The organism is Glutamicibacter uratoxydans, from assembly GCF_050753455.1.
Classification (GTDB): Bacteria; Actinomycetota; Actinomycetes; order Actinomycetales; family Micrococcaceae; genus Glutamicibacter; species Glutamicibacter uratoxydans_A.
In genome coordinates this window covers 856,310-878,144 of sequence record NZ_CP192736.1, presented here as the reverse complement: position 1 = coordinate 878,144, position 21,835 = coordinate 856,310, and the positions used below count along the sequence as shown (strand labels likewise).

Below are 21,835 nucleotides of genomic sequence, written 5' to 3'. Positions count from 1 at the left end.
ACCGTGAGACCGCGACCCCGCAGGTGATGGGGAACAATGGTGTTATGAGCTCCGCAGAGAACTTCCCTATTGAAATCCGTGATGAGTCCATCCGCCTTGGACAGCTACTAAAACTGGCCAATCTGGCCGAAGATGGGCTGCATGCCAAAGAACTTATTGCCGAGGGTCTGGTGACCGTCGACGGTGAAGTCGAAACCCGTCGCGGTGCCCAGTTGCGTGGCGGCGAGGTGGTGTGCGTCCACGGTGAGTGTGTCACCGTGGAACGCGCCCAGTAGCCCACCGGCGATGCTCCCGGCAGGGCCGCGGATACCGGTTTGCGCTACTTCGGCAAGTCCAGCACGTATTTGCGCAGGAAATCGCTGACGTCTGCAAGCTCCTGAGCTGACACCGAGTGCCCAATCTGTGGGTAGGTTTCATGGGTCAGCTCGGTATGTTGCGGCACCCACCCCATGGTGTAATCAATCTTGTCGTAGGTAATGACCGGGTCAGCTAGGTCCCGTCCCCAGAACAAGGGCAACGGATGAGTTTCTAGTGCCGCATCATCGAAAATTTTTGATTCGGGGGAATCCACGACGAACCCGGAGAGCCCTACCACGGCACGGAACGCCTCGCGCTGGTAGCGAGCCAGCGAAGTGGCCATTGCCATACCTTGGGAAAAGCCCAGAAGCGTGACCGAGGAAAACTCTTCCAGCACCGGGCCGAGAAATTCCCAGAGTTGCACCACACTGGCTTCCACCGATTCGATGCTGTAACCGATCTCTTGAGTGAGCGGGAACCAAGAATATCCCGGACCGGCAGGTAACGGAGCACGCACCGACAGATAGGTGAACTCTTCGGGCAGCATCCGCATCAGACCCATCAGGTCCTCTTCATTGGAACCGTACCCGTGCAAGAGCACCAACAGTGGGGTGCCAGCACGGTCGGCTGCAGAGCGGGAAATCAACGCAACGGGGGCAACAGCTGTATCGTCCATAGTGTCTTCCAGCCTACGCGCTACTCCCCAAGGATGATATTTTCTCCGCCTCCTTGAACTTTGGTTACTCAGCAGTAATCATGGGTGTGTGGTACAGAATTCCAAGGAAACCTCGGCAGCTTCGGATAACCTCATGCCCCACCCTTGGCGGCGCTATATCGCCTTAGGTGACTCCTTTACCGAAGGTATCGGAGACCCCGATGAGAGCAACCCCGGCCGACATCGCGGGTGGGCCGACCGGGTGGCCGAACAGCTCAGCTCCAGCGTCGAAAATTTTTCCTACGCCAACTTGGCAATCCGCGGCCGTTTGATCAAACAGATCGTCGATGAACAGCTCGAACCAGCCATCGCCCTGAACCCCGACTTGATCAGCATTTGCGCTGGCGGCAACGATGTCCTGCGCCCCGGCGGAGACCCGGATAAGATTGCCGATCAGCTCGATGCCGCGATTGCGAAGCTAGCCGGCACCGGGGCCACCTTGCTGATCTTCAACGGCCCAGATATTCGCGATACCCCAGTGCTGGGCGGGATTCGTGGCAAAGTGGCAATCTACAACGAGAACGTTCGTGCGGTAGCGGCACGTTACGATGCCGTCGTGGCCGATTTGTGGGCGCTGCGCGAATTGCGCCACCCCGCGATGTGGTCCGAAGATCGGCTGCATTTCTCCCCGCTCGGTCACCAAAGCATTGCCGCGATGGCTCTGGACGCGCTGAATGTGCCGCACCAGTTGGTGCCCGAGATCGATTTCGAACCCGACACCCGCACCTGGCGCACCGCTCGGCTCGAAGATTTACAATGGGCCCGCGAACATTTGGCCCCTTGGGTGTTGCGTCGGCTACGCCATCAGTCCTCGGGAGATGGCATCACACCCAAACGCCCAGAACCCGTGCCCTTTAGCAGCCCGGCGCCCAACGATTCGCTGGGTGCCGGACAGTAGATCCGCACCGGTTAAAGTGTGCGGGCTCCCAGCCCATCGTGGACTGGGAGCCCCCCACCGCGTTGTTACCGTGCGCGCCGCTTAGCTAAGTCGCTCAAACAATGCAGGGGCCTACTCGGTAAAGACTCGCTCGGCCAGTACCTCGGCCAATTGATGCGCGTCGGTCAGGAACCCATCGTGACCGATCGGTGAGTCGATATAGTGCACCTGCCCTGCGGAAGGGATCAGCAAGGCCAGTTCTTCAGACTGTTCCGGTAAGTACAACCGGTCCGAGGTGACCGCCGCAATCACCGTATTGACCGAGGCCAACCGACCCAAAGCTTCGCTCAGCGAGCCGAATCCGCGCGCCACGTCGTGACTCATTAGAGCTTCGGTCAGCACCAAATAACTATTCGCGTCAAAGCGTCGGGCCAGCTTAGCCGCCTGATGATCCAGGTAGCTTTCAACCATATAGCGTCCGCGGGGCCAACTCGCCGATCCCAAAGGATCTTCGGAGCCCTGGCTCAAGCGCCCAAAACGAGTTTGTAGCTCGGCCTCGGAACGGTAGGTCAGGTGCGCCAGCCGGCGTGCTACCCCCAACCCGGCATCCGGGGCCTGACCGGTAGCGTAGTAATCTCCGCCGGCGAAGTGCGGATCTAAACGAATCGATTCGCTCTGCACCTGGGCGAAGCCAATCTGTTCTGCTGTCGCCTGGGCACACGCGGCCATCACCACTAAGTTGCGAACCCGCTGCGGATAGAGCACCGCCCATTCCAAGGCACGCGCTCCACCCATCGAGCCACCGATGACGGTGTGCCACGCCGGAACACCTAGCGCGTCGGCCAGACGAGTCTCCAGGTGCACCGAATCCTTGATCGTGGTGAAGGGAAAACGCGACCCCCACGCTACTCCCGCCGAGTCCGGGGAGCCCGGGCCAGTACTGCCGTTGCAGCCGCCAATAATATTGACCGCCACCACAAAGTATTTATTGGTGTCGATGGCCCGGTCCGGTCCAACGAAATCTTCCCACCATCCGGCGTAGTCCGACTCCCCCTGACTCACGTGGGCGTCGCCGGTCAAGGCGTGGGTGACCAGCACGGCGTTGGAGGCTTCGGCGTTGAGCTGACCCCAAGTTTCATAGGCGAGGGTCACCTGCGGCAAGTACCCTCCGGTTTCGAAGCGGTACTCGCCCACGGCAAGGTGCCGGCGCAGGCCAGAAACTCCATGCCGGGAGCTGGTCAGAGATTTTTCAGTAGTCACGGTCGTAGTCATGGGCTAGTGCGATTCAGCCAAGTTGTTCGCTTGCTGCGCCGCCACCGCGGCGAAACCTAATTCCAGATCAGCCAGAATGTCCTTCACGTTCTCCAGTCCAACACTCAGCCGCACCAAACCGTCACGCACGCCTGCGGCGGCACGCTCCTCTGCGGTGAGCTGGGCGTGGGTGGTGGAGGCCGGGTGCACGACCAAGGACCGCACATCTCCCAAGTTGGCCACATTTGAGTGCAATTCCAGCGCGTCGACGAAGGCCCTGCCAGCCTCGGCCCCGCCGGCCAGATCGAAGGATACGATCGCGCCGGTCCCATTCGGACCATATTTGCGGCCGCGTTCAAACCACGGCGAGGATTCCAACCCGGCGTAGGCGACCTGCTCGACCTGCGGGTGAGCTTCCAACCAGCGCGCGGTCAGCACCGCGTTGGACACGTGACGCTCCATGCGCAGCGACAGTGTTTCCAAGCCTTGGGCGATCAGGAAGGCGTTGAATGGCGATACAGCTGAGCCGAGGTCGCGTAGTAGCTGTACGCGCGCCTTGAGAATGTAGGCCAAGTTGGCACCCAAAATTCCGTTCACCCCCAGATCGCGGGCGAACACCAAGTTGTTGTAGGACTCATCAGGGGTGTTGAAGCCCGGGAACTTTTCTGGGTTGGCGGCAAAGTCGAAATTCCCCGAGTCCACGATGACCCCGGCTATGGCCGTTCCGTGCCCACCGAGATACTTGGTGGCCGAGTGAATCACAATGTCGGCACCGAATTCGATCGGACGGATCAAGAACGGGGTGGACAGGGTGTTATCGACCAGCAGTGGGATACCGGCCGCATGTGCAATCTCGGCGATGGCGGAAATTTCGAGCACATCCTGGCGGGGGTTGGAGACCACCTCACCAAAGAGCGCTTTGGTGTTGGGCTGGATGGCGGCCTTCCACGCTTGAAGATCGTCCGGGTCGCTGACGAAAGTCACCGCAATACCCAGTTTTTTCAGGGTGTGCTTGAACAAGTTCTGGGTTCCGCCATAGAGACTTGGGCTGGCCACGATGTGGTCACCGGTCTCGGCGAGATTGAGGATGGCAAAAGTGGTGGCCGCTTGCCCCGAAGCCAGCAGCAACGCGCCCACGCCGCCTTCTAGGCTGGCGATCCGGTTCTCCACCGCTTCCTGGGTGGGATTACCAATACGGGTGTAAATCGGTCCGAGGTCCTGTAGCGCGAAGCGGTCGGCCGCAGTCTGCGCATCGGGAAACACGAAGGAAGTACTCTGATAAATCGGTAGGGCCCGAGCACCGGTCTGCGGATCTGGTGTCTGGCCGGCATGAATCTGACGTGTTTCGAATGACCAATTATCGCTCATCGGTAGTCCTCCCATAGTTCATCAACTATTCGGGGATACACCACTGATGAACACCCTTCGTGGGGCGGGCATCTATTGCCAGCATTCAGGGTGTAACCCGCGCTTGTCCTTCGTACGCTTTTGCGCACAGGGCCAGGTCTTCACCCGGGGCACCCCACCGCGGTGGAGGGTTGCCGCCCAGCAAGCCGGGGCTTCAATACTGGGACTCATGACCTAGTGTCCAGTCTGACTGACCGGGTGCAGCGATGCAATCTTCAGCGCGGGATAACTGTCGTAATCGGTCATAAAACCCGGCCCGTTTTTCTTCGCTCGAATCTCATCGTCAACAACCGGAGACATACTTAGGTATGCCTAAGTCGAGACTAGGATCACATTGGTGGCATGATGGGCGCATGATGAGGCTAGATCACGTTTCGTACGCATGTGGTCCCGAGGGACTACTGGAAACCGCCGAGAAGATTTCCGAGGCGCTAGGCCTGGAATTCGTCAAAGGCGGAGTACACCCGCGTTTCGGAACGCGCAATGTAATTTTCCCGCTGAAGCATAACCAGTACCTCGAAGTGGTCGAGGTACTGAACCACCCTGCCAGCCTCAAAGCCCCCTTCGGTCAGGCCGTTCGCGCCCGTTCCGAACTGGGTGGCGGTTGGATGGGTTGGTGCGTGTCACTCGACGATATGTCCGACGCCGAGCAGCGCCTGGGCCGTCAGGCAGTTCCGGGCAACCGAAAGTTCCCCGATGGACGAGAACTGACCTGGCAGCAGATTGGCATTAAGGGTCTGATCGCAGACCCACAGGTTCCCTACCTCTTGCGTTGGGATGAGGGCACCGAGGATCTGCATCCATCGCGTGCCTTGGAACCCACGGGTTACATCGATGAGATCACCATTGCCGGGTCCCGGGACCGGGTATTGGAGTGGCTGGGCAAACCCGATCAGGTGCAACTGGGCGAGGTCAGCATGAACTACCAAGCGCCCAATGGAACCCCGGGGATCTTGTCGGTAACCTTCCAAACTGGCAAGGGTGAAGTCGTCCTATAGTGCTTCCGCTGACCGAGTATGTCCCGGTCACCGGCCGCAGCATGACAAGGCAGGGTTGCGTGGAGCAGTTGAACCACGCAACCCTGCCTTGTGCGTTTTAAGCGCCGATGCCGATGGCCGGACCCAGCAGCGCAAACCCAACAAAACCGACCGCATCGAGCAGGAAATGAGCGATCACCAGCGGCATCACCCGTCCGTATTTGAGGTAAAACCACCCGAAGATCGCACCCATGAGCGCATTACCGATAAACGGCCCCACACCCTGATACAGGTGGTAGCTGCCACGTAGTAGCGCCGAGGCAATCACGATGAACCACGGTGAAAGGCGCAAGGCCTTGCCATAAGCGAAAAGGAAGCCCAGCATAATGACTTCTTCTAGCACCGCGTGCCGCACCGCCGAGAGTAAGAGCACCGGGATGGTCCACCAATAGTCGTCGAGATTCACCACCGACAACGCCGTCGTCACTCCCAGTGTCCGGCCGGCAGCGTAAATCCCGAGGGTGCCCAGCCCCATCACCAGAAACAGTCCGGTTCCCCACGCTAGATCACGCCAGGGTTTGGCAAAGTCAAGTCCTAGCTGCCGCGGCCCGATCCCCAAGGTGCGCAGCAATAAGTACAGTGCCAACACCACCGGGATCAACGCAAAGAAAATGTCCAAAAGCTGGTAGGTCAGATCGAACCACGGCCGGACACTGCGCGGGTTATTCATCGAGGTAGTCTGCTCCCCGAGCGGCGCTCGACTCACCTTGTCCAAGAAGCTGACAATTGAGTACACCGCCGACTGCCCCAAGCACAGCGCCAGTACTAGGAAGACCTCAAATCTCAGTTGCCGGGGCTTGGGTAGCGCCCCGAGAAGTCCATTCTTTTCCAGATTGCTTTGCACGCATTCGATCCTAGGTCGTGACACTGTGTCGCGGCTGATTTTTTGGCCGCCAGTTGTGCACTAGCGTAGAAACCAGCCATTATTCTTGTTTTTACCATAGAGGACCGCCGATGAGCCGTGCCGCCACCGTGAACGAACTCCAGCTGGCTCGACGGCTCTTCCCCCACATGAGCACCGAAACTGCCCGGGTTGAGGAAGGTGGGCAGTTTCATCGGGTGTTGCTGCTACCGCCGACGGCGGTGATACGGATGGCACGCGACGCTCCGGCCAGCGCCCAGCTTCCGCGCAGTGTGGCCTTACATAATGCCTTGGCCGATCTGCTTCCCGTACCGGTTCCTCGGCAGCTCACCGAGCTAGTGGAACATCAGGGACAGGCCGCGGTGGGGATGAGCTACATCCCCGGTGCTGCCCATCCCCCGCATTCGGGAGACCCGAAGGTCCTGCGGGACATCGTGAAAATGTTGGCCGAAGTCCCGGTGGAGCCCTTGCGCCCCTTGTTGGCGGAGCCTTTTGCGTTCCGGGGCCCGTGGACGCAGGCACGGATTGCCGCCAGTTACCAGGCACTGCCAGAAGATTTACGTGCCCCGGCCCGCGTGCTGTGGGGGCAACTGCCACGCTTGGCACAGGTGCCGGCGGGGTTGGTCCATGGGGATCTGGCCGGGCACAATGTGCACTGGCTCCATGGACGGCTAAGCGGGATCTTGGACTGGGATCTGGCCGCAGCCTGGGATCCGGCGCTGAACACGGCATACCTATGCCTGTGGCATGGCCAGGAGCTGATTGACCAGGTGGCACCGGATGCCGACCAGGCGCACCGAGCCCGGATTTGGCTTGGGTTGATGAGCTTGGAGCGATTCTCGGATACGGTCTCACGCACCGATGAGCCAAAACTCGATAAGTTACTGCGCAAGATCGCCCCACGGATCCATGCCGCCGCCCGCGCAGTTAGCTAAGAGTCGGAGCGCGGGCAATAAAAACCGGCGTTTGCCACACCGAATATTTCAGTAGGGCAAACGCCGGAAAGAATTCGACTTGAGTTTAGCTCAGCGCGGCAATCGCGGCATCGTAGTTAGGTTCGGTTTTGATCTCGTCAACCAGCTGGCTGTAGATGACCTTGCCTTCTTCATCGAGCACAATCACGGTGCGAGCCAACAGCCCGCGCAGTGGTCCATCGGCCTGAGTCAGGCCAAAGTCCTCGCCAAAGCTGGAACGGAATGCCGAGGCGGCAACTACGTTCTCTAGGCCTTCGGCACCGCAGAAGCGAGCCAGCGCGAACGGCAGGTCCTTGGAGGCGCACACCACGGTGGTGTTCTCCAGCCCGGCAGCCAGCTCATTGAACTTGCGCACGCTATCTGCACAAACCCCGGTGTCAACCGAGGGGAAGATGTTGAGTACAACACGACGGCCTGCCAGCGATGCGCTGGTCAAGTCGCCAAGACCGGTGTCGGTCAAAGTGAATTCGGGAGCCTTGGTGCCAACGGCTGGCAGCTCGCCTACGGTCTGAACTGGGTTTCCATCAATTGCAGTAGTAGCCATAGTCCTTGTCTATCACGACCTCACCAGCACTAACCATGTTTTCGGGCAAACAAGACGTGAATTTAGCTCTGAGCGTGTCTACGTAGCCCCAAGTCAAGTTATCCACATTTTCCCTTATCCTCGCCTGACTTTCCTGCTGCTACCCGATGATGAACGCATGACCCAAACATCTTTGGACCTCGCACTGCAAACCCTGCTCGATGCCACACAGCAGCAGGGTCACCGGTTTTCAGCCCAAATGCTCGAACGCACTACCGCGTTGACGCTGCAATTGCTGCAGCAGAATGTTGCGCAGTGCCTAGAACGCGAAGATCCACGACTGGTCGTGGCATACCTGAGTCATATCGAACAGCTGGCGCATCTGGCGCACCGTGCCCGTCTCCAACTAGCCCTGCAGGCCGCCGCCACCGGGGCGCATTCGCTCGAAATGAGCGAATACGATGCGCTACGCGAACAACGTACCGACTACGAACGTGACGCGCGTTTCGCGGCTGGGCGGCCCTGTTACAAAACTCCTACCGACTTCCTGTCGGCCTGGCTACGCATCGACTACCACGAGGCCGCCGGAATGCTCACCGACGCGCAACTTGTCGTCGGGCGCATCACTATGGCCGGAACACTCACCACCGCGCGTTTCCCGCAACTTGCTACCCGGTGGCTGGATCCACACTGCGATCCGCGCAGCGTTTTGCAATCTGCGCGGGCTCTCAACCGGCTAGAGCCGGCCGACACCATTGCGCAGGGCGTACCTTTGGCGCCCGCGGCTCGGCACCGTGACGGACGCAGTCTAGAAGAACATGCCAGCGAACTGTTGCGCTCAGATGACCCACGTAGTTGCCGCAAACGTACCAATGCCCTCGTGAGCAAATACCGTAAGTCTCATAGCGAGCTAATCACGCTGGAGGAAGGGTTGGTGAAAGTACGCACCGTCAATGGGCTCGATGAATACCGGCTACGGGTTAGGGGCATCAATGCCGAGCTGCTTCGTTCGCTGTTGGCCGGTGCCGATAAGGCTCGAACTCTTGCCGGGCAGGCAGCGCGTAAACGCCGTTCCAACCCCTCAACCACCGCGGATTCCCCACAGAACCCGAAACACACACCAGCTGCTTCAGAGGTTGCTACTCCCGAATGGCTTAAGAGCGAGAATCCGGCACCTGACTGGGCGGGAATCGACCCCATGGAAGCAAACGAAAACCCTGCAGCCGACGAAAGCGCCAAGGATTCAGTCCAGGACGGCCCCCTAGCGATAACCGCCACGGATCTCGCGGAGCAAATCGACGAACACCTTCCGCCATCCTTACGACGGCTGAATGCCCTGCTGGCGCTGCTCGAACAGCGTAACAACCGCCCGCCGCGCCAGCGGAGCGACGAGAACCAAGACCTACTTCCGGTATCCCACAGTGAGCAGCCTCCAACGAAAACGGTTGAACCAGAACTGCTGGTCTTTATGAAACTGCAGGATCTCCAGGACTTGTCTACCGCCGAGGGCGTTACCGCACACGGGGTAGAACTATCCGCCACGGATCTTCGTCAACTACTCTGTCGCTCCAAAATTCTTCCCGTCGTCTTTGGCGGAGATGGACAAGTCTTGGACTTGGGCCGCAGCAGCCGCTTCTACCCGGATTACCTCAAAAAGGGCATCATTGCGCGGGATCGAGGTTGTCTGGTTCCTGGCTGCAGTCAACCACCGGGGAATTGCGATGTGCACCATGCAGCGCAGGGTGGCTGGCAAGGAGGGTGTCCCACCGACATCCGTTATGGCTGCCTACTCTGCCGGAACCATCACACCGCCGAACAGGCTGGCATCATCAAAGTGATCATGCATCAGGGTTTACCCCATGTGCTGTTGCCGACGCATCTTGACGCCTCGCAAACGCCGCGACGCAATGCCTACTGGCACAGCGAGCTGCTTGCCTAGGTTTTGTGGGGCTACTTCTCCAGTCCGCGATCCGCAATGCCGCGGTGATGCTCACCTGCCCGGTACACCGCATAGGTCAGCGCCATCCCCGGACGATAGGCCAGATGTGCTGCGCTGGGTGCGTCCAAAACCTGAAGGTCCGCGCGCTTGCCTATCTCAATGCTTCCCACCTGCGATTCCACACCTAAGGCCAGCGCGCCACCATAGGTGGCCGCGGCAATGGCCTCTGGCAGGGTCAACCCCATTTGTAAGACCGCGGTAGCAACCACGAAGTTCATATTGCAGGTGTAACTCGTCCCGGGGTTACAGTTCGACGCCAACGCGATCTCCACTCCCGCGTCCACGAGGGCGCGTGCTGGCGCAAACGGCTGCCTAGTAGACAAGTCGCAGGCAGGGAGGCACGTTGCGACCACGCCACGTAGACCGCTGCGAGTATGCCGCTCCCAGCCAGACCAGCTGCTGGCGAGCGCCTGCAGATCCTCGGGTTCAAGGTAATTGACGTGGTCTACCGAATGGCTGGAAAATTCCACGGCCAGCTGCACTCCGGGGCCTGGTCCGAGCTGATTTCCATGCACCTTCGTGGCAAGCCCAGCACGGGTTGCGGCCGCTAAGACGCGTCGGCTCTGTGCTTGGTCGAAGGCACCGCGTTCACAGAAAACGTCCACAAAGTCGACCTGACCAATCACATCGGCCAGCATCGGGCCAGCCACTAGATCGGTGTACTGCTCCGCATCCATACCCTTCGGTACCAGATGTGCACCCAGAAAGGTCAGTTGATCGATCACCGGCCGGATCAACCGAACGTGCCTGACTTCTTCGGCGTGACTCAGTCCGTAGCCGCTTTTGGTCTCCATCCAGGTGGTACCCATGCTCAGTGCCTCGGTACGTCGTGCGTTCACCGCGGCCAGAAGTTCGGCATCACTCAGCGCGGCCGTCGCACTGGTAGTCTGCGCGATCCCGCCAGCAGTATAGGACTCACCGGCCATGCGGGCGACAAACTCCTCGGCACGATCTCCACCAAAGATGAGGTGAGTATGTGAGTCCACCCAGCCCGGAAGCACGGCTCGGCCGCCGAGGTCATGGATTTCGGTAGCTTCCGGAGCTTCGGCATCCTGCCCTATCCACACGATAAAACCATCTTGGATGAGAACGGCAGCGTCATGAAACACCGTGCCTTGCGCATCGACAGTCGATAGTTGGGCAATATTGCGTAGTAGCAGGCTGCTCATCGTCACTTCCTAGACTCGGGTGCCACGGTTTCAGCTCCCGGGTTGGCGACCGCCGCTACATCGCTCAAGTCGGAGTCGGCGGCAGTCCTGTCCCGTTATCTTCGACCGTAGTGTGCTGTGCAAGTTCCCGCCTCACCCAGCCTGCAAATCGCATCCGGTATTTCGGACGGAGGAATGCTCTCACACACTCTCGCGCAAAAGTCTCACCTGGATTCGGAAGGTCCGGAGCGGGTTTAAGCACTTTGGGGCCATGCCCGAACCACGAAAATTCAGACACGACCCCAGGTCTCCTGCGGCGGTCGATGGGACACACCGTGAACTGTTTAGGCTACCGCTTCCCTGCTATCGATAAAGGCCTGAACACAACGCTCAATATCTTGTGCACTATGTGCCGCGGACAGCTGCACCCGGATTCGCGCTTCATTCTGCGGCACCACCGGGTAGCTAAAGGCCGTAACAAAAACTCCGCGTTCAAGCATCTGCGCCGCGATCTGCCCGGCCAGGACCGCGTCGCCGAACATCACTGGAATAATGGCGTGCTCACCGTCGAGCAATTCGAAACCCGCCTCGGCCATCTTCGAACGGAACAGCGACGCATTGCTCTCCAGTTTGCTGCGCAATTCCCCGCTCCCGGCCACCAACTCCAGCGCCTTGAGGGTCGCGGCCACAATGGATGGGGCCAGCGAGTTGGAGAACAGGTAGGGACGAGCTTTTTGACGCAGCATCTCCACGATCTCGGCACGACCCGAAACGTACCCACCCGAGGCCCCGCCGAGGGCCTTACCGAAGGTTCCGGTGTAGATATCCACCCGGTGTGACACTCCGGCATGTTCCGGGGTTCCGGCTCCGGTGGGCCCCATAAAGCCTACGGCGTGCGAGTCATCAACCATCACTAGGGCATTGTATTTCTCGGCCAGATCGCAGATCTCTTCCAACGGTGCCAAGTAGCCGTCCATCGAGAACACACCGTCGGTGACGATGATGGTACGTCGAGCTCCGGCTCCGTCATTCAGTTGGCTCACGGCCTGCAGCTGGGCTTCAAGATCGGCCATGTCGCGGTTGGCGTAGCGGAAGCGTGCGGCCTTGGATAGGCGGATCCCGTCAATAATCGAGGCGTGATTCAACGCATCGGAGATAATGGCGTCTTCCTTGCCAAAAAGGGATTCGAACACCCCGCCGTTCGCATCAAAGCAGCTAGAGAACAAAATGGTGCCCTCGGTTCCGAGGAACTCCGAGAGCTTGTGTTCTAGCTGAAGATGAATATCCTGCGTTCCACAAATGAATCGCACCGATGCCATACCGAACCCACGATCGTCCATGGCCTGTTTGGCAGCATTGATAATCCGCTCGTCATCGGCCAGACCAAGATAGTTATTGGCGCAGAAATTGAGCACCGCACGTGCTTCATTGCCCAACTCCCCGGCCTGAATACTGGCCGATTGTGGCGAGTCGATATGCCGTTCAGCCTTATATAGCCCGGAGTTCTTCAAGTCCTCTAGTTCCGCGGCCAGCTGGTCTTTCAAATCCGTGTACATCTGCAAATACTCCTTGTTGTAACGAGAAATTCTTAGTTTCCGAAAACGGTCCAGTCCAACACGACCTTGCCACCGTTGCCACTTCGGGCGGCGGTGAACCCTTGCTGCCAGTCGGTGGCGGGTAGGAAGTCGGTGACCACCGAAGAGATTCGTTCGCGCATGAGATCAGAGGAGGTGAGCATGGCACTCATCGCGTACCAGGTTTCGAACATTTCACGGCCGTAAATACCACGTAGTGTGAGCATGTGGGTGACGACCTTTCCCCAATTAATGTCGATGGTGGTACTGGGCAAACCGAGCAAACAGATTTTGCCGCCGTGGTTCATGTTCTCGATCATTTCCGGCAGCGCCGACTGGTGCCCGGACATTTCCATGCCGTAGTCGAATCCCTCGACCATCCCGAGTTGCAGCTGCGCTTCGCTAATCCGAGTGCTCCCCACATTCACCGCAAGATCTACGCCCATGCTCTTGGCCAATTCAAGGCGAGAATCAGAGACATCGGTAATGGCAATATTGCGCGCACCAATATGGCGGGCGACGGCGGCAGCCATGAGTCCGATCGGGCCGGCTCCGGTAATGAGGACATCCTCGCCCACCATGGGGAACTGCAGCGCGGTGTGCACCGCGTTACCGAACGGATCAAAGATCGCCCCTAGCAACGGCGTAATGCGCTCATCACGGTGGATGTAGACATTATTTTCGGGGATCACCACGTATTGCGCGAACGCTCCGTCACGTTGGACACCGACCGAGTCCACGTTGATACACATTTGTTTGCGTCCCGCGCGGCAGTTGCGGCAAATCCCGCACACGACATGCCCTTCACCCGAAACCCGGTCCCCCACCTTGACCCCGTGGACGAAGTCACCAACTTCCACGACCTCGCCGTAGAACTCGTGTCCCGGAATCAACGGCGTGTTGATCATCGCCTTAGCGGCTTCGTCATAGGCTTCGATATGCAGGTCGGTACCGCAAATGCCAGTGGTCATGACCCGGATTTTGACATCGTGTGCGCCGGTTTCCGGCTCAGGACGATCAACAAGTTCCAATCCGGCATGCGGACCAGATTTGTACAGTGCTTTCATATGGGTTCCTTAGATCGGGCAAATGGCTGCGCGACAGTTCTGACGTTGCTTCAAGTCTCGCACCCGACAGCGAAAGACTAAACCTTAGAAGATCATCGATTTACTGATGCGACGATTTAGTATTTACTTCATGGAGTTGCATCAGTTACGTATCCTGCGTGAGCTCGCGGATCTAGGTAGTGTCAATGCCGTAGCCAAGGCCCTATTCGTCTCACCTTCAGCGGTGTCCCAGCACTTGGCCCAGCTGCAACGCAGCTTCCCCGCACCACTTACGCAGAAGGACGGCCGCCGCTTAGTACTGACGGCTGAGGGGAAGCTTCTCGCCGCCGCCGCCGCATCGGTGGCCTCCACTTTGGCCGAGGTAGCTGCGAAGATCCGCACCCAAGAACAAGACCAGAATGTTCCAATTAGAATTGCGGGGTTCCATTCCATCGGTCAAACAATTTTCGCTCCCCTGCTCAGCTACCCGCATGGTCAACTGCCACCACTTCACTTCTCCGACGAAGACGTCTCCCAGCAAGATTTTCCGGCGTTGACCTCGTCCTACGATTTGGTCTTGGCGCACCGCATGCCGCACACCGCCGCCTGGCCAGAGGATCGCATTGCCGTGATTCCTTTAGCCTTCGAGCCATTAGATATCGCAATTCGTCGCGACCATCCATTAGCTAACTTCGAAGAGCTCTCCCCCGAGCAAGTCATCGATGAACGCTGGGTCGTCTCGCGTTCCGGTTATTCACCTGCCGATGTCCTAGAAACGATCGCCGCGCTAGCTGGTAAGGCCCCACGGGTTGAGCATCGAGTCAATGATTACGCCACCGCAGGTGCGCTTATTCAGGCCAGCGGCTGCTTGGGCATCCTCCCTCGTTTTACCGCACGTCAAACGCTAAACGAACAGGTGACTTTACGACCAATTAAGAACCTAAATTCAGGTAGACAAATCGACCTTCTTGTGCGAGCGGAGCACCTTCACCGCGGCACTGTCGAAGAGGTCATCGAGGCGATTAGAAATACCGTAAAGCGTCTGGTGATCGGTTGATTTCTCAGCTGCGTCGCGCTCTCTCGCCAGCTAGAAGGATCTCCAGAGTTTCACACCCCACACGGCCTAGCGGGTCGTTCTTATCCAACCCACAAGTGATCAACGCATATCTTAGTGCCCAGCCGCGTGACCGCAACCAGCGCGAGCTACCCTCTGCCACACCGTAAGCAGCAAAGGCCTCAGCCACGCCAGCGGGGCTGAAATGCATCCAGAACATACCCAAATCACTGGCCGGGTCACCGGCACAAAGGTCACCGAAGTCGATCAACGATATCGAAAGTGCGGCGGGGTCAGAATGATTCACGATGGTGTTTTGGGGATGTGGATCACCATGCAGCCAGACCTGTGCTCCGAAGAAAGGAGCCGCGGCAAGCGCTGCTTCCCAAATCGTTTTTGCCGGAGCTTGCGCTTCTCGTCCAAGGGTTGCAATTTGCTTGTGTGTTCGCGCATTGAGCGTAGCCAGCGGGCATCCTCGAAACTCACTGGTGGGGGCCGAAGGCTCAGCTTTCTGATGCAAGCTACGCAGGAGGTCTGAGAATTCGCGTGCGTATTCATCTCGTCTGTGTCGAGGCAACTCTGCAGCACTACGACCTGGCACAAAGGGATAGACGGAAAACGTGAATGGATACGCCGCGGTTGGTTTCCCTACAAAAAGCGCCAGACCTAGGTCCACCCCGGTGGCAACAGCCAGCCGCGGAAGCCACTTGCGCTCCTTGTCCCCAAGGATCTGGCCAAGCTGCCGACGCGGTAGGCGGATAATCAGCTTCGGCCCCAAACGGTAAACCTCGTTATCCCACCCGGTAGCTAGATAACTGATCTCCTCGTGCCCCCACTGCGGTGCTTGGGCACGAATGAGCTGTCGGACCAGCGCAAGGTCAATGGTGACTTCGGATGCGGGCAACGCAGGGTCGCCAGCGGATGAGGTGCTCATCGCCCTACTCTATTCCTGTCTTGAGCACTTTGCCGATGACCCTATTGTTCAAGACACTCAGCGCACAGCGTTGAGCGCCTTACGCCGCATCCATACGGTAGTCGTCCCATCGCCCGGGTCTTCTTCAAAATCAAGCTCGAATCCAGCACGTTCGTAGAAAGCCCGGGCCCGCTCATTACCCTTCACGAATTCGAGTCTAATATCGGCCGAATCACCCACCTGCTCGAATGCCGCGTTCAGCAGACGTCGACCAATGCCCTTGCCCTGTGCCGCTGGAAGAACATAGATTTTCCAGATCACCGGTTCCGACTCGAACATCCCTAGAGTTAACATGCCCAGAACCTGATTTTCTTCGCACGCAAGAATCGTTACATCTTCCGCGATACTTCGCTGCACTTCTTCCTCAGTCCACCAGGAATTCAGATTAGCCAAAACAAAATTGGGCGAAGCAAACGGTAGATAAGTTGCTGGCCAAGTGAGCAACCCTATGGTTTGAATTGCTGGAACATCATTGGCTGTTGCGCGGCGTAGTCTCATGGTCGAGTGAATCATTCTCCTCTGGCAATTGTGTCCAGCTTTACCTACCTCGGTGTGCGGAGGCAGAATCCGTTGAGGATTTCAGCTCTTCGGTGTTCTCCCAGATTAGAAGACCTCCGGCGACCGGCAGGAAGGCCAGCGCGGGCAACCACTGGAAAATCATTAAGGCAAGCATTGCAATCAACAAGACGACGAGTGCGGCGAACCGCGACCAAGAACGCATGTCCTACTCCTTCCGCCCCAAGCAGGTACTTAGCATAACAACAGCTAAAAATATTTACTAGACAAGCCGGATCAAGTATTTGGAGCTCAGCGTCCTCTAATAACTTCAGCGGATTTCACTTCAGGAGCCTTAGCTACAGGAACCTGCTTCGCGAAAGGGTTGCCAAGATTTTTTGCGCTAACCCGTCCGCTAGCGTGGGCAATAGCCTTAAACAACTGCTGCCATGCCTCCTTGACGGAGGCATGGCAGCAGAGGCGGGTTAAAACTCAAGACTTAGAGTCCGAGCTTCTCCATCACGATTTCGCGTACGCGACCGGCATCGGCCTGACCGCGGGTCGCCTTCATTACAGGACCCATCAGGGCGCCGATGGCCTGCATCTTGCCGCCCTTGATCTTCTCAACGACATCCGGCATGGCGGCCATGGCATCATCCACGGCCTTACCCAGCGCATCGTCATCATTCACGACGGCCAGCGAACGCTGCTCAACGATTTCGCTTGGGGTGCCTTCACCGGCCAGCACGAATTCCAACACCTGGCGGGCGATCTTGTCATTGATCTTCTTCGCGGTGATCAGCGAGTTCAGTTCAACGATGGTTTCTGGGGTGACGCCCAGATCCGCGATCTCCTTATCGGCAGCCTTGGCGAGGCGGGCGATTTCACCCATCCACCACTTGCGGGCTACAGCCGCGGTGGCACCGGCAGCAATGGTCTGCTCGATCTCGTCGAGCACCCCGGCGTTGACCACGTCACGGAATTCCTTATCCGCATAACCCCATTCGGCCTTCAGGCGTTTGCGGCGTTCGGCAGGTGGCTCCGGCAGACGGGCGCGCAGCTCTTCGATCCATTCGACGGTGGTGACGATTGGCACCAAGTCTGGCTCCGGGAAGTAGCGGTAGTCATCGGCATCCGACTTCGGGCGACCCGAAGTAGTCGAACGGGTGTCCTCATGCCAGTGACGGGTTTCCTGCACAATCTTCTCGCCGGAGTCCAGCACGGCGGCATGGCGCTCGATTTCAAAACGTACCGCGTGCTCCACGGCGCGCAGCGAGTTCACGTTCTTGGTTTCGGTCCGCGTGCCGAACTTCTGTGCACCCTTGGGCATCAGCGAAACGTTAGCGTCGCAACGCACGTTGCCACGCTCCATCTTCGCATCAGAAACACCCAAGTTCTTGACGATTTCGCGGATCGCGGCCACATAGGCGCGAGCCAATTCCGGCGCGCGCTTACCGGCACCCACGATGGGCTTGGTGACAATTTCCACCAGCGGCACACCGGCGCGGTTGTAGTCCACCAGCGAGTAGTCCGCGCCCTGAATACGGCCTGCGGCGCCGCCCATGTGGGTCAGCTTGCCCGCGTCCTCTTCCATGTGAGCGCGTTCGATCTCCACACGGAAGACTTCGCCGTCCTCCAGCTCGATGTCCAACCAGCCGTCGTGAGCGATGGGGTCATCGTACTGTGAAGTCTGGAAGTTCTTCGGGGTGTCCGGGTAGAAGTAATTCTTCCGGGCGAAACCGCACGTCTGGGCGATCTGGCAGTTCAGCGCCAGACCAATCAGGATGGAGTATTCCACCGCGGTCTTGTTGACCACGGGCAGCACGCCGGGCAGACCCAAATCCACCGGGGTGACGTTGGTGTTTGGATCGTCGCCGAAAGCGTTGGGCGCATCGGAGAACATCTTGGTCTTGGTGTTCAGCTCGACGTGGACCTCAAAGCCCAGTACCGGATCATACTTTTGTAGCGCAACATCAAAGTCGACTAGTTCTTCGGTAGTCATTTTCGTGTTCCCCCTTTAGGCCTTCTGCGCGATCTGCACGGCATCAATGGCCGGTGCCTGCGAAATCAGGCTGTGACCCCACTGCTTTTCCAGTAGTGCTTCCAGTGCGGCACCGGCCCGGTAGACACGAGCGTCCTCGAAGGCCGGTGCCAGGAACTGGATTCCCACCGGTAGCCCCTCGGACAGACCGCCGGGCACGGTGATCCCAGGGATACCGGCCAGGTTGGCCGGGATGGTGGCCACGTCGTTGAGGTACATTGCCAGCGGATCGTCGTCGTTCGAACCCAGCTCGAAGGCGACCGTTGGCGCGGTCGGGGAAATCAGCACGTCGGCCTGCTGGAAGGCGGCCTCGAAGTCACGCTGAATCAGCGTGCGCACCTTCTGTGCCGAACCGTAGTAGGCGTCGTAGTACCCAGCGCTCAACGCGTAGGTCCCCAACACGATGCGGCGCTTGACTTCCTCACCGAAACCGGCGGCACGGGTGGCACCCATAACGCGTTCGATGGTCAACGCCCCGTCCTGAGGAAGCACCCGGTTGCCATAACGCACGCCGTCGAACTTGGCGAGGTTGGAGGAAACTTCCGAAGGCATAATCAGGTAGTAAGCGCCCAGCGCGTACTTAAAGTTCGGGCATGAGACCTCAACGATCTCCGCCCCGGCGGTCTTGAGCAGCTCCAGCGACTCGTTGAAGCGTGCCTGCACACCTTCTTGGTAACCGTCGCCGGTCAGCTCCTTGATCACCCCGACGCGCAGGCCCTTCAGGTCCCCGGTGGCCCCGGCTTCGGCGGCAGCCACCAGACCATCCAGTGCGTTAGTCAGCGAGGTGGAGTCCTTCGGATCATGCCCGCCAATGAGTTCCTGCAGGTAGGCCGAATCCAGCACGGTGCGAGAAACTGGGCCGATCTGGTCCAGCGAGGACGCCATAGCGATCGCACCGTAGCGCGAAACCGCACCATAGGTTGGCTTCACGCCCACGGTACCGGTAACCGCACCTGGCTGGCGGATTGAACCACCGGTGTCGGTGCCCAGCGCCAGCGGAGCTTCGAAAGCGGCGACGGCCGCAGCCGAGCCGCCACCGGAACCACCCGGGATACGGTTCAGATCCCACGGGTTACGGGTGACCCCGTAAGCCGAGTGCTCGGTGGAGGAACCCATCGCGAATTCGTCCAGGTTGGTCTTGCCCAGCATCGGCAGCTTTGCGGCACGGATCTTTTCGATCACGGTCGCGTCATAGGGGCTCATCCAACCTTCGAGCATCTTCGAGGCGGCGGTAGTGGGCTGGCCCTTGGTGACGATCAGATCCTTGATCGCGATCGGCACACCGGCCAGCGGGTGTAGTACCGCAGCCTCGGCACCACCGGCAGCGCGGATGGCGTCGACCTCGGCCGCCACGGCGAGCGCTTCCTCGGCGTTCACGTGCAGGAAGGCGTTCAGGGTTCCGTCAACCTCGGCGATCCGATCCAAGTGTGCCTGAACGGCGGCCACGGAAGTGACCTCACCGGCACGCAGTTTGGCGGCCAAGTCGGTGGCGGATAGCTTAATCAAATCGTTCATGGGTTTACTCACCATCCAGAATGGCCGGGACCTTGAAGCGGTCCGAGTCGGAGTCCGGTGCGTTGGCCAGCACCTCGTCGATGGACAAGGTTTGTCCCACGATGTCTTCACGCAACACATTGGTCAGCGGAATGGGGTGGCTGGTGGCCGGGATGTCGGAGGATGCGACTTCGCTGACGGATGCGATGGCATCGACGATTACGCCGAGTTCACCGGTCATCTTGTCCAGCTCTGCGTCGCTCATCTCGATGTGAGCCAGGCGTGCCAAATGCACTACGTCCTCACGGCTGATGGCAGACATATATCTCCCTAGGATGGGCGGTTGGATTTCTCCTCCAATTCTAGCCCCTGCACCGCCGCGGCCACGCATCAGCTCCGTTGCGAAGAGTTACGCCATGCGCAATACCGCGCCACGTTGTTCCACACCGTCCAGGTCCTGCCAGAGCCCAATCACTTCGCTCCCCGGCCCACTACCCGTTACCGGACGACGGATGATTTCAAGACTGCCTGCAGCCGCGGCGGGTCTGGTTAGGCTCACCCGGGGCTCGTCGGTGTCGGAAATATTCTGGTGTTGCGGGGTACTGTTCCCGGCGAAGAGGTCCCGCACACATTGGTTCCAGACCGGATCCCCCGCCCCATCGTAGATATAGCGCAATCCCAAGACCCCGTGCTCACTGGTTCCCAAAAGGTGTGCCTCCCCGCCCGGGAAGGCGGCCCCGCGGTAGCTCAAGGGCAGGTGATAGGTCACCGAGTCCTGCCGATCGATGGCGATAATAAATTCCATGCCCACTTCGCCGGCAGGATCTTCCAAACGAAACCCGCCGACGGTTTCTAATTGTGGGGTGCCGGCGCCGATAAAGAACTCTTGGTGCGGCAGCCACGCGGTTAACAGTTCGGTCTTGGTCGGATCCATGGTGGTTGCGTAAATGATTCCCATGGCCTCAGTGTTCCAAGAAGACCGGTGGCTGGCAAGGACAAACTCGGATTCTTCGAGCGGTGCGCGGCGGGAGAAGACAAAGCGGTGGCCGACAGCGGGAAGCATCCCACCACCGGCCACCGCGTCACAGCTAGCTGGCGCCCCCGAGCTTAGAGGGCGTAGGTGTAAACCACCAGACGGATTTCGGTGTCTGGCACAAACCAGTCACGCTCACTTTGGTGGGTGAAGCCCATGTGCTCATAGAGTGCCCGCGCAGCGACCCAGTGTCCACCCGTGGTTAGCGACACGGTGTGCACCCCGGGCAGGCTGCGGGCGTGCGCCACGGCAGCTTTGACCATCGCCCGACCGGCACCGGTGCGCTGAATGGCAGGGTCCACGCTGAGCATCCGGATTTCTAGTTCTCCGGGACGTGCCACATCGGCATAGGCACTGCCGTATTCCATCAGCGACATGCTGGCGATGATCTGGCTCCCGCGCTTCGCCACGAGAATGCGGCTGTGCTCATGACGAGCACCGACCTGACGCACAAATTGCAGGTACTCGTGATTGGGGTCATCGAAGTGACCGGCAGCCAGGTAGGCGTCGACGGTGATGTCGCCGATGCGCGTGTAGTCGCTGGCACTGGCATCAACGATGCTGAGATCTGCGGGGGTTACGGAATCTGGTGCTAAGGCAGTCATGATCTAACCAGTGTTTCACCTTTTGCTGCCTCGCACACGCACAAGGTGAGCCAGAATACAACCCGCCGCGTCATGCTTTGTCACTAGCGGGCGATTCAGATCACCGAGAACTTCGGCCCAGAACCTTGAAAAAGCAGGTCACCGCAGCTTCCGCTGCGAGTTCTAGAGCCGCCACGCAGGACGCATTTTCGGATTTGTCATCGGATCCTGTGCGGCATCTCACTGCAGAATAAATCCTAGTGAGCGCTTGGAAGGAGGCTAACGTGCGGTAAAGCGCACTCGGCCACGGTCGAAACCGCGTAATATCTACATAATGGGTTCAATGCGTGCCTCGCGCGCAGGTGTGGGAGACGCGGACGTCACCGGACTGTGGACGCATGCTCTGCCGCGCGTTGGCAGCCACGTCATCATGACTCTCTAAGGAAGATCG

At 59.1% G+C, this 21,835-nt stretch carries 22 protein-coding genes and 1 riboswitch; of the genes, 6 read left to right on the top strand and 16 right to left on the bottom strand.

Annotated elements, in window-relative coordinates; translation table 11 throughout:
* Positions 1-44 precede the first annotated feature (44 nt).
* A complete protein-coding gene (locus ACQQZ8_RS04115; protein ID WP_431711426.1) occupies positions 45-275 on the top strand; it encodes an RNA-binding S4 domain-containing protein in 231 nt (76 codons plus the stop codon).
* A gap of 44 nt (positions 276-319) precedes the next feature.
* Here ACQQZ8_RS04115 and ACQQZ8_RS04110 read toward each other — a convergent pair whose 3' ends face one another.
* Entirely contained in the window at positions 320-973 is a 654-nt protein-coding gene (locus ACQQZ8_RS04110; RefSeq protein WP_431711425.1) for an alpha/beta hydrolase, read from the bottom strand.
* Between the two features lie 133 nt (positions 974-1,106).
* Here ACQQZ8_RS04110 and ACQQZ8_RS04105 point away from each other — a divergent pair, with 133 nt between their 5' ends.
* A complete protein-coding gene (locus ACQQZ8_RS04105; RefSeq protein WP_431712129.1) occupies positions 1,107-1,910 on the top strand; it encodes an SGNH/GDSL hydrolase family protein in 804 nt (267 codons plus the stop codon).
* Between the two features lie 111 nt (positions 1,911-2,021).
* Here ACQQZ8_RS04105 and metX read toward each other — a convergent pair whose 3' ends face one another.
* Together metX and ACQQZ8_RS04095 are read right to left on the bottom strand one after the other, a co-directional pair.
* Complete coding sequence (gene metX / locus ACQQZ8_RS04100) at positions 2,022-3,161, bottom strand: homoserine O-acetyltransferase MetX (RefSeq protein WP_431711424.1); 1,140 nt, start codon at positions 3,159-3,161, stop codon at positions 2,022-2,024.
* A gap of 3 nt (positions 3,162-3,164) precedes the next feature.
* Positions 3,165-4,508: a bifunctional o-acetylhomoserine/o-acetylserine sulfhydrylase gene (locus tag ACQQZ8_RS04095; RefSeq protein ID WP_431711423.1), complete on the bottom strand. Its 1,344-nt coding sequence runs from the start codon at positions 4,506-4,508 to the stop codon at positions 3,165-3,167.
* Positions 4,509-4,602: 94 nt separating this feature from the next.
* A riboswitch (SAM riboswitch) is annotated at positions 4,603-4,722 on the bottom strand.
* A 178-nt stretch (positions 4,723-4,900) separates the two neighbouring features.
* Here ACQQZ8_RS04095 and ACQQZ8_RS04090 point away from each other — a divergent pair.
* On the top strand, positions 4,901-5,545 hold the full coding sequence (locus ACQQZ8_RS04090) for a VOC family protein (RefSeq protein ID WP_431711422.1): 645 nt from the start codon (positions 4,901-4,903) through the stop codon (positions 5,543-5,545).
* Positions 5,546-5,642: 97 nt separating this feature from the next.
* Here ACQQZ8_RS04090 and ACQQZ8_RS04085 read toward each other — a convergent pair whose 3' ends face one another.
* Positions 5,643-6,428 (bottom strand): CPBP family intramembrane glutamic endopeptidase, encoded by a 786-nt coding sequence (locus ACQQZ8_RS04085; protein WP_431711421.1) that lies wholly within the window; start codon positions 6,426-6,428, stop codon positions 5,643-5,645.
* 110 nt (positions 6,429-6,538) lie between these two features.
* On the opposite strand from ACQQZ8_RS04085, the gene ACQQZ8_RS04080 reads away from it, so the two are divergent.
* The gene (locus ACQQZ8_RS04080; RefSeq protein WP_431711420.1) at positions 6,539-7,381 is read left to right on the top strand and encodes a phosphotransferase family protein; all 843 of its coding nucleotides are present in this window, start codon (positions 6,539-6,541) and stop codon (positions 7,379-7,381) included.
* Positions 7,382-7,466: 85 nt separating this feature from the next.
* Here ACQQZ8_RS04080 and tpx read toward each other — a convergent pair whose 3' ends face one another.
* Positions 7,467-7,964, bottom strand: a complete 498-nt coding sequence (gene tpx / locus ACQQZ8_RS04075; protein WP_431711419.1) for a thiol peroxidase — start codon at positions 7,962-7,964, stop codon at positions 7,467-7,469.
* A 157-nt stretch (positions 7,965-8,121) separates the two neighbouring features.
* Here tpx and ACQQZ8_RS04070 point away from each other — a divergent pair, with 157 nt between their 5' ends.
* Positions 8,122-9,882 carry a hypothetical protein gene (locus tag ACQQZ8_RS04070; RefSeq protein ID WP_431711418.1) on the top strand — a complete coding sequence of 587 codons (1,761 nt, stop codon included), beginning with the start codon at positions 8,122-8,124 and terminating at the stop codon, positions 9,880-9,882.
* 11 nt (positions 9,883-9,893) lie between these two features.
* Here ACQQZ8_RS04070 and hutI read toward each other — a convergent pair whose 3' ends face one another.
* The 3 genes from hutI to tdh form a co-directional block, all read right to left on the bottom strand.
* Positions 9,894-11,111 carry an imidazolonepropionase gene (hutI, locus tag ACQQZ8_RS04065; protein ID WP_431711417.1) on the bottom strand — a complete coding sequence of 406 codons (1,218 nt, stop codon included), beginning with the start codon at positions 11,109-11,111 and terminating at the stop codon, positions 9,894-9,896.
* 323 nt (positions 11,112-11,434) lie between these two features.
* Positions 11,435-12,646, bottom strand: a complete 1,212-nt coding sequence (locus tag ACQQZ8_RS04060) for a glycine C-acetyltransferase (RefSeq protein ID WP_431711416.1) — start codon at positions 12,644-12,646, stop codon at positions 11,435-11,437.
* A gap of 32 nt (positions 12,647-12,678) precedes the next feature.
* Positions 12,679-13,731, bottom strand: coding sequence for an L-threonine 3-dehydrogenase (gene tdh / locus ACQQZ8_RS04055; protein ID WP_431711415.1), 1,053 nt, complete (start codon positions 13,729-13,731; stop codon positions 12,679-12,681).
* 130 nt (positions 13,732-13,861) lie between these two features.
* On the opposite strand from tdh, the gene ACQQZ8_RS04050 reads away from it, so the two are divergent.
* Positions 13,862-14,767 (top strand): LysR family transcriptional regulator, encoded by a 906-nt coding sequence (locus ACQQZ8_RS04050; protein ID WP_431711414.1) that lies wholly within the window; start codon positions 13,862-13,864, stop codon positions 14,765-14,767.
* Between the two features lie 4 nt (positions 14,768-14,771).
* On the opposite strand, the gene ACQQZ8_RS04045 is transcribed toward ACQQZ8_RS04050, so the two are convergent.
* From ACQQZ8_RS04045 to ACQQZ8_RS04010, 8 genes are all read right to left on the bottom strand, one after another.
* A complete protein-coding gene (locus ACQQZ8_RS04045; RefSeq protein ID WP_431711413.1) occupies positions 14,772-15,698 on the bottom strand; it encodes an aminoglycoside phosphotransferase family protein in 927 nt (308 codons plus the stop codon).
* 57 nt (positions 15,699-15,755) lie between these two features.
* Entirely contained in the window at positions 15,756-16,250 is a 495-nt protein-coding gene (locus tag ACQQZ8_RS04040) for an N-acetyltransferase family protein (protein ID WP_431711412.1), read from the bottom strand.
* Between the two features lie 25 nt (positions 16,251-16,275).
* Positions 16,276-16,458, bottom strand: coding sequence for a hypothetical protein (locus tag ACQQZ8_RS04035; RefSeq protein WP_431711411.1), 183 nt, complete (start codon positions 16,456-16,458; stop codon positions 16,276-16,278).
* Between the two features lie 273 nt (positions 16,459-16,731).
* Entirely contained in the window at positions 16,732-18,234 is a 1,503-nt protein-coding gene (gatB, locus tag ACQQZ8_RS04030) for an Asp-tRNA(Asn)/Glu-tRNA(Gln) amidotransferase subunit GatB (protein WP_431711410.1), read from the bottom strand.
* A gap of 15 nt (positions 18,235-18,249) precedes the next feature.
* Positions 18,250-19,788 (bottom strand): Asp-tRNA(Asn)/Glu-tRNA(Gln) amidotransferase subunit GatA, encoded by a 1,539-nt coding sequence (gatA, locus tag ACQQZ8_RS04025; protein ID WP_431711409.1) that lies wholly within the window; start codon positions 19,786-19,788, stop codon positions 18,250-18,252.
* A gap of 4 nt (positions 19,789-19,792) precedes the next feature.
* Positions 19,793-20,089, bottom strand: coding sequence for an Asp-tRNA(Asn)/Glu-tRNA(Gln) amidotransferase subunit GatC (gene gatC, locus ACQQZ8_RS04020; protein ID WP_431711408.1), 297 nt, complete (start codon positions 20,087-20,089; stop codon positions 19,793-19,795).
* An 87-nt stretch (positions 20,090-20,176) separates the two neighbouring features.
* Positions 20,177-20,725: a maltokinase N-terminal cap-like domain-containing protein gene (locus ACQQZ8_RS04015; protein ID WP_431711407.1), complete on the bottom strand. Its 549-nt coding sequence runs from the start codon at positions 20,723-20,725 to the stop codon at positions 20,177-20,179.
* Between the two features lie 149 nt (positions 20,726-20,874).
* Entirely contained in the window at positions 20,875-21,405 is a 531-nt protein-coding gene (locus ACQQZ8_RS04010) for a GNAT family N-acetyltransferase (protein ID WP_431711406.1), read from the bottom strand.
* Positions 21,406-21,835 lie beyond the last annotated feature (430 nt).

Excerpts from the sequence above, each read along its gene's own strand:
- ACQQZ8_RS04115 (WP_431711426.1), top strand. The coding sequence starts at position 45 with ATGAGCTCCGCAGAGAACTTCCCTATTGAAATCCGTGATGAGTCCATC.
- ACQQZ8_RS04110 (WP_431711425.1), bottom strand. The coding sequence starts at position 973 with ATGGACGATACAGCTGTTGCCCCCGTTGCGTTGATTTCCCGCTCTGCA.
- ACQQZ8_RS04105 (WP_431712129.1), top strand. The coding sequence starts at position 1,107 with ATGCCCCACCCTTGGCGGCGCTATATCGCCTTAGGTGACTCCTTTACC.
- metX (WP_431711424.1), bottom strand. The coding sequence starts at position 3,161 with ATGACTACGACCGTGACTACTGAAAAATCTCTGACCAGCTCCCGGCAT.
- ACQQZ8_RS04095 (WP_431711423.1), bottom strand. The coding sequence starts at position 4,508 with ATGAGCGATAATTGGTCATTCGAAACACGTCAGATTCATGCCGGCCAG.
- ACQQZ8_RS04090 (WP_431711422.1), top strand. The coding sequence starts at position 4,901 with ATGATGAGGCTAGATCACGTTTCGTACGCATGTGGTCCCGAGGGACTA.
- ACQQZ8_RS04080 (WP_431711420.1), top strand. The coding sequence starts at position 6,539 with ATGAGCCGTGCCGCCACCGTGAACGAACTCCAGCTGGCTCGACGGCTC.
- tpx (WP_431711419.1), bottom strand. The coding sequence starts at position 7,964 with ATGGCTACTACTGCAATTGATGGAAACCCAGTTCAGACCGTAGGCGAG.
- ACQQZ8_RS04070 (WP_431711418.1), top strand. The coding sequence starts at position 8,122 with ATGACCCAAACATCTTTGGACCTCGCACTGCAAACCCTGCTCGATGCC.
- hutI (WP_431711417.1), bottom strand. The coding sequence starts at position 11,111 with ATGAGCAGCCTGCTACTACGCAATATTGCCCAACTATCGACTGTCGAT.
- ACQQZ8_RS04060 (WP_431711416.1), bottom strand. The coding sequence starts at position 12,646 with ATGTACACGGATTTGAAAGACCAGCTGGCCGCGGAACTAGAGGACTTG.
- tdh (WP_431711415.1), bottom strand. The coding sequence starts at position 13,731 with ATGAAAGCACTGTACAAATCTGGTCCGCATGCCGGATTGGAACTTGTT.
- ACQQZ8_RS04050 (WP_431711414.1), top strand. The coding sequence starts at position 13,862 with ATGGAGTTGCATCAGTTACGTATCCTGCGTGAGCTCGCGGATCTAGGT.
- ACQQZ8_RS04045 (WP_431711413.1), bottom strand. The coding sequence starts at position 15,698 with ATGAGCACCTCATCCGCTGGCGACCCTGCGTTGCCCGCATCCGAAGTC.
- ACQQZ8_RS04040 (WP_431711412.1), bottom strand. The coding sequence starts at position 16,250 with ATGATTCACTCGACCATGAGACTACGCCGCGCAACAGCCAATGATGTT.
- ACQQZ8_RS04035 (WP_431711411.1), bottom strand. The coding sequence starts at position 16,458 with ATGCGTTCTTGGTCGCGGTTCGCCGCACTCGTCGTCTTGTTGATTGCA.
- gatB (WP_431711410.1), bottom strand. The coding sequence starts at position 18,234 with ATGACTACCGAAGAACTAGTCGACTTTGATGTTGCGCTACAAAAGTAT.
- gatA (WP_431711409.1), bottom strand. The coding sequence starts at position 19,788 with ATGAACGATTTGATTAAGCTATCCGCCACCGACTTGGCCGCCAAACTG.
- gatC (WP_431711408.1), bottom strand. The coding sequence starts at position 20,089 with ATGTCTGCCATCAGCCGTGAGGACGTAGTGCATTTGGCACGCCTGGCT.
- ACQQZ8_RS04015 (WP_431711407.1), bottom strand. The coding sequence starts at position 20,725 with ATGGGAATCATTTACGCAACCACCATGGATCCGACCAAGACCGAACTG.
- ACQQZ8_RS04010 (WP_431711406.1), bottom strand. The coding sequence starts at position 21,405 with ATGACTGCCTTAGCACCAGATTCCGTAACCCCCGCAGATCTCAGCATC.